11 protein-coding genes and 2 tRNA genes are annotated in these 12,489 nt (G+C 23.4%); 1 reads left to right on the top strand and 12 read right to left on the bottom strand.

Translation table 11 applies throughout. The features are described from left to right. Positions 1 to 15: 15 nt before the first annotated feature. The 12 genes from rplK to OC683_RS00175 all read right to left on the bottom strand — a co-directional run bounded on the left by rplK (position 16) and on the right by OC683_RS00175 (position 11,723). Positions 16 to 441 (bottom strand): 50S ribosomal protein L11, encoded by a 426-nt coding sequence (gene rplK / locus OC683_RS00230; RefSeq protein ID WP_193621921.1) that lies wholly within the window; start codon positions 439 to 441, stop codon positions 16 to 18. A gap of 226 nt (positions 442 to 667) precedes the next feature. Beyond that, positions 668 to 1,279, bottom strand: coding sequence for a transcription termination/antitermination protein NusG (gene nusG / locus OC683_RS00225; protein WP_078122861.1), 612 nt, complete (start codon positions 1,277 to 1,279; stop codon positions 668 to 670). Between the two features lie 85 nt (positions 1,280 to 1,364). After that, complete coding sequence (locus OC683_RS00220; RefSeq protein ID WP_304514569.1) at positions 1,365 to 1,742, bottom strand: hypothetical protein; 378 nt, start codon at positions 1,740 to 1,742, stop codon at positions 1,365 to 1,367. Between the two features lie 33 nt (positions 1,743 to 1,775). Next, positions 1,776 to 1,919: a 50S ribosomal protein L33 gene (gene rpmG, locus OC683_RS00215; protein WP_193621918.1), complete on the bottom strand. Its 144-nt coding sequence runs from the start codon at positions 1,917 to 1,919 to the stop codon at positions 1,776 to 1,778. Between the two features lie 156 nt (positions 1,920 to 2,075). Beyond that, positions 2,076 to 2,798: a 23S rRNA (guanosine(2251)-2'-O)-methyltransferase RlmB gene (gene rlmB, locus OC683_RS00210; protein WP_304514568.1), complete on the bottom strand. Its 723-nt coding sequence runs from the start codon at positions 2,796 to 2,798 to the stop codon at positions 2,076 to 2,078. A 36-nt stretch (positions 2,799 to 2,834) separates the two neighbouring features. Further along, positions 2,835 to 5,255: an HAD-IC family P-type ATPase gene (locus OC683_RS00205; RefSeq protein WP_304514567.1), complete on the bottom strand. Its 2,421-nt coding sequence runs from the start codon at positions 5,253 to 5,255 to the stop codon at positions 2,835 to 2,837. A 42-nt stretch (positions 5,256 to 5,297) separates the two neighbouring features. Further along, positions 5,298 to 6,620, bottom strand: a complete 1,323-nt coding sequence (gene cysS / locus OC683_RS00200) for a cysteine--tRNA ligase (protein WP_304514566.1) — start codon at positions 6,618 to 6,620, stop codon at positions 5,298 to 5,300. Positions 6,621 to 6,717: 97 nt separating this feature from the next. Next, a complete protein-coding gene (gene gltX / locus OC683_RS00195; protein WP_304514565.1) occupies positions 6,718 to 8,061 on the bottom strand; it encodes a glutamate--tRNA ligase in 1,344 nt (447 codons plus the stop codon). Positions 8,062 to 8,108: 47 nt separating this feature from the next. Continuing rightward, a complete protein-coding gene (gene rpsI, locus OC683_RS00190) occupies positions 8,109 to 8,501 on the bottom strand; it encodes a 30S ribosomal protein S9 (protein WP_304514564.1) in 393 nt (130 codons plus the stop codon). A 7-nt stretch (positions 8,502 to 8,508) separates the two neighbouring features. Further along, positions 8,509 to 8,988 (bottom strand): 50S ribosomal protein L13, encoded by a 480-nt coding sequence (rplM, locus tag OC683_RS00185; protein WP_304514563.1) that lies wholly within the window; start codon positions 8,986 to 8,988, stop codon positions 8,509 to 8,511. Between the two features lie 410 nt (positions 8,989 to 9,398). Beyond that, positions 9,399 to 9,473: transfer RNA gene (locus OC683_RS00180), tRNA-Gly, on the bottom strand. Between the two features lie 2,174 nt (positions 9,474 to 11,647). Further along, a tRNA-Glu gene (locus OC683_RS00175) sits at positions 11,648 to 11,723 on the bottom strand. A 389-nt stretch (positions 11,724 to 12,112) separates the two neighbouring features. Here OC683_RS00175 and OC683_RS00170 point away from each other — a divergent pair. Beyond that, the coding region (locus tag OC683_RS00170; protein WP_304514562.1) for a hypothetical protein at positions 12,113 to 12,489 on the top strand (377 nt) is incomplete at its 3' end.

Below are 12,489 nucleotides of genomic sequence, written 5' to 3'. Positions count from 1 at the left end.
TAAAATAATAAATTATTATTTTTCCACAATAATCCCCATATTAATAGCGGTTCCTTCTATAATTTTAGAAGCTTGTTCAATGGAATAAGCATTTAAATCTGGCATTTTTAATTTTGCTATTTCTATGATTTGATCATATTTAATAGTAGCTACTTTATTTTTAATCGAATCAGACGAACCTTTCGAAATATTAGCAGCTTTTTTTAATAAATCACTTGTAATCGGAGTTTTCACAATAAATTTAAAACTTTTATCATCAAAAACTGTAATTTCTACTGGTAAAGTAAAACCTAATTTATCTTTAGTAGCTTCATTAAACTGAGAACAAAATGAAGGAATATTCACTTGAGCTTGCCCTAAAACAGGTCCTATAGGAGGAGCAGGATTAGCTTTACCAGCTAAAATTTGTAATTTAATATTTTTAACAATTTTTTTCGCCATTATAATTTATTTAATACCAACCTTTTTTATTTCTAAAAATGTTTAACATTTTCTCAATAATTTAAAAAACTATTTTATTACTAACAATAACAAAATATTATTTTCACAACAAAAATCCAATTAATTAAATATTTTAATAATCAAAATATCCAAAATATTCATAGTATTATAACATATTTAATCATACTAATTAAATTTCTTAACTAATTTAAAACATTATTCTAATTTAATTTATTTCTTTAAAAGAAGAAAAAGAAATTTCTATAGGTGTTGCTCTACCAAATAACTCGATTTCGACCATCATTTTATCTTTTTCATAATCTACTAAAGAAACTCTGCCTACTTGGCCAACAAAAGAACCGTTTATAATTTGAACTCGCTTATTAATTAAATGATCATAATTTGGTTTAGACATAATGCCCATTTTTAATAAAATAGGATTAATTTCGCTTTCAGTCAAAGGTATAGGTTTAGAACCTTTTTCTTTTTTAATAGTGCCTAAAAATCCAGTTACTTTAGGAATATTACGAACTATAAACCAAGATTGGTTTGTCATAATCATTTTAATAAAAATATAACCAATATAAATTTTTTTCTCTATTTCTTTTTTAGTACCATCAGCTTTAATTTTAATATGTTTTTCAGTAGGACAAATAACTTCATGAATCAAATTTGATATCCCAATACCGCTATTAGCTATCTTTAATAAATCTTGTTGAACAACTTTTTCATAACCTGATTGAGTTTGCAAAATATACCATTGAGATTTTAAAAGACTGTTATCCTCATCAGTTACATCGTTATCAATTATTTTATTATTTTTCATTTTTGATTGCATTTTAAACACCTAAATATATTTTCATTAATAATTTTTTAAATTTCATCATTTAATGAATTAAATTCATCATAAAATTAATTTTAATTCAAATTTTTTTAAGCAAAGATATCATATAAACATCATAAAAATATTGAAATAAATTTAAAATCAAAATTAAAATAACAGTAAATACAAAAACCTGAATAATTTGCTTAATAATTTGGATTTTTGTCGGAAAACTTACCAAACGAAGATCAAAAAAAATATTCCGTACAAAAGGAAAAATACTAATTACAAAAAAAACACTAGATAGCAATAGTAAACAAATACTCCAGTGATCAGGAAATTGATGAAAACAATTGCAACAAACTCCCAAAAAAATCATAGATAAAATAACACAAAAAATATTAATTACGCTGTATTCTTCCCGCAAAACTTGCATTAAAGGAATTGTTGGTTTTTCTTCATTTTTTTTATATACCACAGTTATCTCCTTTATATTTAAAGATAATTTTATTCATCTAGTTTCTTCGTGAATAATATGTTTTTTGCAACAACAACAATATTTTTTTAAAACTAATTTTTGATTACGATTATGTATCTTAACGCGATAATTACGACTTAAACAATTTTGACATATTAAAATATTACTTTTAACCATTATTCTTATATTTTCACAATTTCGATAACCTTATAAATTTTAATAACTTACTAAAGATAAATAAAATATATTCATAATATAAATCTTTTAAATCAAGATAAGCTTTTCTCAATATTATAACATAACATGATTAAATAAATTAATAAATAAATTAAATTAATATTTTTTATTTTTCATATATAAATAAAAAATAATAATAGCTGCCGAAACACTAACATTTAAAGAATTAACCATACCTTGCGTTGGAATACTCACTAAATAATTACATTTTTTTTTTAACAAAGAGCGTATTCCTATACCTTCATTACCTAATATAATAGCTAAAGATTGATTTAAAGGAATAGTGTTTAAATTATTATCTATTCCGATTTCGGTCCCAATAATTATAAAATTAAATTTTTGCATAGTTAAAATGGTTTGATATAAATTGCAAACTAAAAAAATATTAACATATTCTAAAGCACCACTTGAAGTTTTAGCTACTGTACTATTTAAAGGAACCTGATGTTTATTGCTTATAATAATCCCATCAAAATCACTTGCTTCTACAGTGCGTATAATTGCTCCAAAATTATGAGGATCTTGAATAGCATCCAAAATTAAAAATTTAACTATTCTATCTGATTTTTCCTTTAAATATTGCAATAAATCTTTTCTATATAAATAATCTTGAACTTCTGCTACTACCCCTTGATGATTATTATTTTGAACTTTATTATTTAGTTGATGTTTATCTAAATAACAATAATTCGGATAATGACGTAATATAAAATTTAAAAAAACTTTATCTTTCATAAGAGGATTAATATATAAAAAATAAATTTTTCTTTTAGCTTTAAGAGCTTCTTTAATTATGTTTTTACCATAAATAATTACCATATCTATATAATTCTTTCGAAACTTCTAAACTCAATCTTATTTCTTAATTCTAAATAAAATTAACAAATTAATCATTAATAAGATAATAAAATCAAAATATTTAATCAAAATAACATCCCAAATAGCAGTCGCGATTTCATAAATAAAAGGTATCTTCCAAACAAAAATAATCAATAATAAAGAAAAAATAAACATAATACTGAAAAATAAAATTATTTTAAATTTATCAAAAGGAAAGCAATTCATAAATAAAATACTAGCGAAAATAAAAGCAGTTATTAAAGTTAATAGATAAGATATTTGATAATGAGATTGAAAACTATTAATTTTTCCTGCATATAAAGTTAATATCAAAATATAATTAAAACTAATTAATAAGCCATAAATTCCTGATTTTTTTAAAACATCGCTAATAAAGAAATTATTTAAAGGTTTATAATTAGATTCCAAAGATAAGAAAAAAGAAGGTATACCGATAAAACAAATATCAATAAAATTTAATTGTAATGGAGTAAAAGGAAAAAAAATTAAATTCTTACTAAAAAAATTATTAATTATTGTAATCCAAGCTAATAAAAAAGTAAAAATATTTTTAGTTAAAAAAACAATAGAATTTTTTTCTAAATTATTAATTAATCTACGACCTTCTAAAAAAACAGATGGTAAAGAATCAAATTTAGAATTTATCAAAATTAAATTTGCAACATTTTGAGCAGCTTTACTTCCTGAAGCCATAGAGATAGATAAATCGGATTCTTTAAAAGCTAAAATATCATTAACTCCATCTCCAATCATAGCAACTTTTTGATTATTATTTTTAAAACAAGAAATTAATGTTTTTTTTTGTTCCGGAGTAGCCCTGCCAAAAACATCATATTTATGAGATAAATCACATAATTTTTCAGATTCTATATTAGTTAAATTAAGAGATTTTTCCTTAACCGAATTAATCAAACCAATTCGTTGAGCTATATAACCTGTAGTAAAAGCATTATCACCAGAAATAATTTTTATTTTAATACCTAAATTTTGAAAATACTTAATAGTTTCGTAAGCATCTTTTTTAATAATATCTTCTAACAAAATCAAAGATATAACTTGATAATCAGTATTATTATCGATATTACATAAAAGATCATTGGTATGAACTAATAATAATACTCTATAACCTAAATTAGTATATTTTTTTAAATCTTTTTCAAGAATCTCATTTGTTTGTTTTAATAAAAATTCCGGAGCACCTAATAAAAATGTACCTAATTCTTCAAATTCAATAGCACTATATTTTCTTATACTAGAAAAAGCTTGTAGATTTTTTACTTTATAAATGATTTGAGAATTCAAATACTCATTAAAATAATTATATAAGGCTTTTTGAGTAGGATTATTATCGATAGAAAAATGTTGAACAAAATTAGCCATTAAAGAATGTACATTAATAGTATCATCAGCAGAATATTTTAAAATTTTTTTAACATTCATATTACCATCAGTAATAGTACCAGTTTTATCTAAACACAATATATTTATTTGAGACAACATTTCGATGCCTAACAAATCTTTCATATAAGCTTTACGTTTAAACAACCTGATAAAACCTAAAATAGAAATCATACTCATTAACAAGAATAATCCAGAAGGAGTCATACCTAACATAAAACCACATATCCCTAATAAATGTTCATCATTCAAGCGATAAAAATTAAATTTATATGAACAAAATAAAATTATAGTAGTAGGTATTGTGGCAAAAAAAATTAATTTCACTAACATTGAAAATGTTTTCATTAAGGGGGTTTTTATTTTTTGATATTTTTTAGCTTGTTTAATCAAATTAGAAACATAAGTATCTTCTCCCAAAGAAATAACATCAGCATAAGCAAAACCTGAAATAACATAACTACCAGAATATACAATATCACCTGTTTTTTTTAAAACTGATTTCGATTCCCCTGTTAAAAATGCTTCATTTACTTCTAAAATTCCATGTTTGACACAAACATCTGCTACAATTTGATTACCTAATCCCAATACTAAACAATCACCTAAAACCAAATTAGAATTCAAAATTTCTATAACACAACCATCCCGAATAACTTTAATATTATTCGGTAAAATTAAATTAATTTTATCCAAAGTTTTTTTTATTTTAATTTCTTGAACAATACTAATGATAATATTTAAAGAATTAACTATTAAAAAAAATAATTGATCATAACGTCGCATTTTCAAAATAATAATAACAATCACAAGTAATAACAAATTTAGACATGTAAACAAATTATTACAAATGATGCTCAAGATATTTTTATCATTATTGATTGATTTATATTGTTTTTGATTTTTCAATCTTCGAGTTACTTCGTAAGTAGTAAGACCAAAATGACTTAAATCTTGATTTAAGAAATCATTAATTGCAGAATTTTCCAAACTTGTTTTATTAATATCGTTATTCATATTTTCACCTGCTCCGAAATAATAATTACTTAAAATTTATTATCAAATAAAATTATGTTGTAATAAAATATTTCTAAAAAAATCTGCTTGATCAAAGTCTTTTAATTTTTTAGCTCGCTGCCACAAATAATAATATTCAATCATCTTTTCTGTAACATTATTTAAAATAATAGAAATATCTAAATTATTTAAAATATAAATTAAAGTATAATATAATTCAGATAATACCCACAAATTACTTATATTTTTAAAAATATTTTTTAACATTTTTTCAATTAAAGTAACAATATTAGGAGTATCCATATCATTCTTCATAAATTTATGAAATTGTTTTAAATAAATTTTATTTATTTCGTAATTATAAAAATTATTTATTATTAGTGTAAAATTCACTTGGTTTAAAATTTTTAACATTTTAAAATACTTGATTTTAATTTCATTCATCAATTCTTGAGTATAATTAATAGGTTTTAAATAATGAAAATGACAAAACAAAAATTTAATAATATTAGAATCTTTAATTTCAGTCAATAAATCTTTTACTAGAACAACATTATTCAAAGATTTACTCATTTTATGATTATGATAATTAACATGTCCTATATGCATAAAATAACGAGCTAAGGGTTTACCATCACTAGCCATAAATTGAGCTTGTTCGTTTTCATGATGAGGAAATTTTAAATCATGACCTCCACCATGAACATCAATGGTGTTTCGGAAAATTTCTCTAATCATGACTACACATTCAGTATGCCATCCCGGACGACCTAAAAACCAAGGACTAAAATAACGAATACCGATATTAGTTTTTTTCCATAAAACAAAATCTTCGGAATTTTGTTTCACAAAAACATTTTTCTTATTAATGTTTGTATACAATTTATTAATCTTTTGGCCACTTAAACAACCATAATTAATAATATTATTATTACAAAAATAAACACCTTCATTAGTCAAATAAGCATACTTTTTTTCCAAAAGTAAGCTAATATATGAAATCATTTGATCTATATAATTAGTAACCAAAGGAAATTGATCAATTCCATGAATTTCTAATTTATCTAATAAATAAAAAAATTGTTTTTTGTAATAATCAGCTATTTGTTTCTCAGTACTTTTATTTTTGATAGCAACTTGAATAATTTTATCATCTAAATCAGTAATATTAACAACTAAAAAAACTTTAAAACCTATAGATATTAAATATTTTTTTAATAAATTAAAAAAAATTAAAGATCTAATGTTGCCTATATGAAGATGATCATATACAGTAGGACCGCAAACATAAATGTTAACTTGTGAATTATTTAAAGAATAAAATTCCTCTTTTCTACCAGTTAAAGAATTATAAAATTGTAACATCAAAAAAACCTTTTTATATCTTTATTTTTCTAAACCTACAAACAATTTAAATTATTTATAACAATAAATAAAAAATAACGTTGTTTTCATAAAATAACTAATCAAAAATTAATTTAAATTTCTCTAAATTTTTTAATACTTTTTCTTTACCTAAAAGCTCCAAATAATCAAATAAATTAGGTCCTTGCGATTGACAAGTACATAATATTCTAACTGTTTTAAATAAAATTTTTAAATCCATATTAAAATCCTGTTTTAAATTTAAAATTATTTGTTTTAATTCAAAAGATTTAAAAATATCTAATTTATGAAACATTTCTGACAAAATAGGTATCAATTCATAACCTTTATGTTCGGTTAAAAAAAATTTTAATTCATAAGTGACTAAATGTTCAGTAACAAAAAAAAACCTATACAAATCAATAATTTCCTGGATATAATATATTCTATCCTGCAACAAAGAAACTAATTTACTTATCCGATCATGTTCTAAATCAATTTGAAATTGTTTAAAAAAAATTTTAACCTTAGCAACTAATTCTTCTAAAGATAATTTTTTTAAATATTCTCTATTAATAAAATTTAATTTTGAAATATCAAAAACAGCGGGATCTTTGCTAAAACGTTTCATATCAAATAAATTAATGATATTTTCTTTATTTAAAATAGTTTGATTCGTGTTTGGAGAAAATCCTAAAAAAAACAAAAAATTCAAAATTGCTTCAGGTAAATAACCTAAATTCCTATATTGTTCAATAAATTGAATCACATCTTCACAATTACGTTTACTCATTTTTTTTTTATTTTGATCTAAAATTAAAGACATATGAGCAAAATTAGGAATTTTCCAATTAAACGCTTTATAAATCATTATTTGTTTTGGAGTATTAGTAATATGTTCTTCTCCTCGTAAAATATGAGAAATTTTCATTAAATAATCATCTATAACAACAGCATAATTATAAGTAGGATAACCATTTTCTTTTAATATAATCCAATCTTCAATATCTTTGCTAGCGAAACTAATAGGACCACGAATCAAATCTACAAAAGAATATTGTTGATCTTTAGGCACTCTAAAACGCACTACGTAATCATTTTTATTACTATGAGAATAAACCTTATATGCTAATTTTTTTTCTAACAATATTCTTGTATATTTATCATAAATAGATAGTCTTTCCGATTGTCGATAAGGTCCATAGGATCCTCCGACATCAGGACCTTCAGACCAATCAAAACCTAACCATTTAAGTTGTAATAATTGTTTTTCTTCGCTACCAATTACGTTACGAAAAACATCTGTATCCTCTATACGAATAACAAAAGAACCTTTAAAGACATGAGCAAATAAATAATTGAAAAATGCTGTTCTAGCATTACCGATATGTAATCCATTACCAGTCGGACTCGGCGCATAACGAACTCTAACAGATTCCATAATCATCCCCTTTTTATCAGCAAAAAAATAACTAATTAATAAAAAAATTAACGTTTAGAAAATTGAGGACGAGCTCGTGATTTTCTATAACCAGGTTTTTTTCGTTCTACAATACGCGCGTCCCTAGTTAAAAATCCTGCTTTTTTTAAAACACTTTTTAAAGAGGGTTTAGCTTTGAGTAAAGCTCTAGAAATTCCCAAACGAATAGCTTCTGCTTGAGAAGTAGTTCCTCCTCCGTGAACAATAACTTTAATATTGTAACAATTTAATTCATTAGTTAATTTTAAAGGTTTTAAAATTTCTGAACGATTAATAGGAGATGATATATATTTTTCAAAATCTCTTTTATTAATTACAATATTGCCCGATCCAGTTCTTAAAATAGTTCGTGCAACAGAAGTTTTACGCCTACCAGTGCCATTGAATTGTATTATTGTCATAAAATTATTAAACCTCTAAAATTTCTGGATTTTGAGCATTATGTTTATGAATATTATCAGCATAAACAAACAACTTCTTTTTTATTTTTCGACCTAATTTATTTTTAGGTAACATACCAAAAACTGCTTTTTCAATTATTCTATTAGGAAATTTTTGCATCATTTCTGTAAATTTTACTTGAGTTAAACCGCCTGGGTATCCTGAATGTCTAGAATATTTTTTTTGATGAATTTTCTCCCCTGTTAAAGTAACTTTTTTAGCATTAATAACTATTACATAATCACCATTATCAATATGAGGAGTATAAAAAGTCTTATTTTTCCCCATTAAAATAGTAGAAATTTGAGTCGCTATTCTTCCTAAAATTTTCCGATTAGCATCAATAATATACCATTTTTTTCTAAAAGAATTTTCACTAACGCTAATGGTGCGATTTAAATCATTTAAATTTTTATTAAAAAACACTGAAGTAGTATTATTAATCATAAATTAAAAAATCTCCATTCAAGACAAAATTAAGAAAAATATTTTAATCAATAATTTTATATAATTAAAATCCATCTATAAGCTAAAAATAAAAAACATTCTCATTTATTGCAAAAAATAAATTTCATGCAAATTAAAAATTATAATAGCTTAAAAAATTTAAATTCAATATATAAAAAATATCAATAGAAAATTCTAAAATTGCAAGATAAATCCTCATAAAACAAATATAATCAAATTATATTAAAATCAAATAAGAATGTCAAGTATCTTTCAAATATCTTTCCAAAACTATAAAAAAATAAAACTTATACAATAATAAATTAAAAACAAATTAAAACCTAAATTCCCAAAATATTTTTTATATAAAAAAAATACAAATTATTATTGTATAAATTTTAACTTAAAACTGGAGCGAATGATGGGAATCGAACCCACATATCTAGCTTGGAAGGCTAGAGTAATAACCATTATACGACATTCGCATAAACGGAAATAAATTAAATTATTAATAATAAAATGGTCGGGAAGACAGGATTCGAACCCGCGACCTCCTGGATCGTGATAGAATTATTGCGTTTCATGAAATTTTCATTATTACAATAAGCCCCACACAACACCGTACAAACAAGTTTCCAAGTATACGGCGTTTAAATAATTTTATTTAAATTTTTCTAACCTATAAAGTTTAAATTAAATTTATTTAAAATTTAAACTTTATTCAAGTTAGATGTCATTAAAAATATAAAAATTATCTTTTCCCTTTCGCCTTGTGATTAGCTTTCCTAATCTCTTAAATGGGATCATGCAATAAGAATATTCCAAAACTTATCTTGAATACACCATGACTACTATGGTTTTGCTTTTCCCTTGCCGCTTTTTCAATAAAAATTTAAAATTTTTCTCAAAAAAATATCATGCAGTTTAGGGAGATAGAAGTTACTCTAAAATATTTACCCAATGACCTTAGGCGAGATAACCTAAAACCAAATATTTTTTATACAAAAATAAACGAATAATAGGTGAATCTTACAAATTAGTCCTTTTTAGTTTAACACAAAAAGGTGATAATTATTTTAATCTTGGGACCAAATTAAAATAAAACTTCAAAACTTAAAAATTACTAATAATTATAATAATTTTAATTTTGTTCAAATAGTCAAATAGATTTCTTAATTCTCTTAGACTCTAATAAGAGTTTATCCATAGTCATCATTCAACTTGCGCAAACTTTTTGTAAAAGTATTTTTTACTCAATGCGCTTTTATATCTTGCTATAATCGATTAATCTTTCGATATAATCAACCAGATATATGTTGCGTCACATTATCATAATGACGATGGTTGGTTAAACCACTAAATATTTTAGGCATCTTTCTCGCCCTCCCAAACCAGGCGCTCTAACCAAACTAAGCTACTTCCCGACAAAAATAAAAAATAATGGCACACCCAAGAGGATTTGAACCCCCAACCTTCTGAATCGGGATAGATTAAATCGGTTTAAAAAGTAAATTATCAAATTCACTTTTGTATTCGAAATTAGCCTCCCACAGAACCGGACAAGTAAGTTTCCAAACATCCGGCTCCTAACATCTATTATTTTTTTTGTTATTTGAAAAATAAATAAATTATTTTTCTAATTTATATCGAACATAACAGTATATTTTTAATTTTGTTAAACCGGTTTAGGTTTATATCGATTTTAAACATATTATTGATGGATTTGAATTAAATCATATTATTATAAAAGAAAAAATATTAAAGATTCATAATATCTCCATCTAATCCGGATTTTCCTAAAAAAATTTAACAATAAATTTAAATTAAATAAATAATAAATCCAAATAATTTTTTATATATAAATTTTTTTAAGATTTAATTGTTTACAAAATATTTAAAAATGAGAATTGATACAAATTAATAAAATTATTTACTATCAATTATTAAGTTTCTCAAATGCAAAAAACTAAAAGATATTGAAACTTTTTCGCCTTGTAAAGGTTATTATCCTTCTCCTTGATAGGGTTATCCTAAAATATTCCAATTTTAGTATTATTCCTATGACTACTCTAAGTTTCACTTTTCCCTTGGATCAGCAACAAGCTGTTTTAAGATTTTTTTAAAATCTATCTTTAGGGAGATCAAAGTTACTACATAATTCTACGTGAAATTTTAGGTTCAGCTTACAATTAATTTTTAAAATCGAGGCATTTATGTATTTTTTAATAAACACATAATAGATAGCTGTTTGAAGAGTTAGTTAAACTAACTTTATAGATAATTAAAAGATACTACGAATCTATATCCTTTACCTTCAAAATCTTGGTTATTGTTATCAATATCTTACCAAAGATGTCTCTGAAACGACCATACTTTTTAGCTGATTAGGGATTTTCACCTTTTCCTTAACTTCTGGTCTCGCGAAAACTTATTGACTAGATATTTCATCTCATCTCGCTTGCGTGCTTTTGCTATTGTTAATAATTCTTTCGAAATAATTAACCAAGCCCACCTTATGGTGTTTACGCGACCTCTTGTAATTATCGTACAAGGCTATTCGTTAAATAGCAGAATTATGCGCATCTTTTGCGCCCTCCGTAGTCAGATGCTCTATCCAGTTGAGCTATGGGTGCAATTTTTAAAATAAAATAATATTTAATGGTGACCCGTACGGGATTCGAACCCGTGAATGCATGCGTGAAAGGCATGTGAGTTGACCATTTCTCCAACGGGCCTAAAATAAAAAATTAAATGTTAAAGAAAATTTTCAAATTCAATCAAATTTAAAAATTACTTCTAAAAATAAAAATATTTACAAAATATAATTGAAAATTAAACATTTTTAACTAATTAAACCGCTTTTTATTTTAACAACATTATCTATTAAAGTCAATATTAAAATAATCATTTTATCCAACTTAATTGCTTTTAAAATTAGATAATTCTAACCTTCCAAGACTTTAAAAAGAAAAAATATATATCTCTTAAATAAAATTTTTGTAAAATATTATTTTCAAAAAATTTTTATGTTAGAATTAATCTTGTATAAGATTAAAATAATCAACATTTATAATAAGTTTTTTACTTTTTTAATCTTACAAATGAAAGGATAAATTTTATAAATATGCTTAAAGTTATAAATAATATAAAAAAAATTTTTAACATTAATAAGATATTAATGGTTTTAATGTTTATAATAACATCATTATTTACTATTAATTACATAACTTTAAATTCAAATTTTTCATTAAAAGCTAATATACAAACAGAAGAAAGCGATGATATATTACAATATTTAACAAAAATGAGTAATAACCCAATAATAAAACAAAACCAGGATTTGCTCAATCAATGCACTAATTTATTAAACGAATACAACCAAATCAAAAAAGATATCAAAAATTTTTTCACAAACCCAGAATTATTTCAAAATTTAAACAATCAATTCTTTAATTCAACAGAAACTAAAAAAAATGAAATCGAAAGTCAAATTAATAAAAT

Origin of the sequence: Candidatus Phytoplasma crotalariae, assembly GCF_030586865.1 — a bacterium.
Classification (GTDB): domain Bacteria; phylum Bacillota_I; class Bacilli_A; order Acholeplasmatales; family Acholeplasmataceae; genus Phytoplasma; species Phytoplasma citri.
Note: the sequence above shows the minus strand (reverse complement) of the source record. Positions and strands in the feature narration are given on the sequence as shown.

Bases quoted from the DNA above. Each gene is read 5' to 3' on its own strand.
- gltX (WP_304514565.1), bottom strand. From the start codon at position 8,061: ATGGAATCTGTTAGAGTTCGTTATGCGCCGAGTCCGACTGGTAATGGA.
- rpsI (WP_304514564.1), bottom strand. From the start codon at position 8,501: ATGACAATAATACAATTCAATGGCACTGGTAGGCGTAAAACTTCTGTT.
- OC683_RS00205 (WP_304514567.1), bottom strand. From the start codon at position 5,255: ATGAATAACGATATTAATAAAACAAGTTTGGAAAATTCTGCAATTAAT.
- rpmG (WP_193621918.1), bottom strand. From the start codon at position 1,919: ATGGTTAAAAGTAATATTTTAATATGTCAAAATTGTTTAAGTCGTAAT.
- cysS (WP_304514566.1), bottom strand. From the start codon at position 6,620: ATGTTACAATTTTATAATTCTTTAACTGGTAGAAAAGAGGAATTTTAT.
- rlmB (WP_304514568.1), bottom strand. From the start codon at position 2,798: ATGGTAATTATTTATGGTAAAAACATAATTAAAGAAGCTCTTAAAGCT.
- rplM (WP_304514563.1), bottom strand. From the start codon at position 8,988: ATGATTAATAATACTACTTCAGTGTTTTTTAATAAAAATTTAAATGAT.
- rplK (WP_193621921.1), bottom strand. From the start codon at position 441: ATGGCGAAAAAAATTGTTAAAAATATTAAATTACAAATTTTAGCTGGT.
- nusG (WP_078122861.1), bottom strand. From the start codon at position 1,279: ATGCAATCAAAAATGAAAAATAATAAAATAATTGATAACGATGTAACT.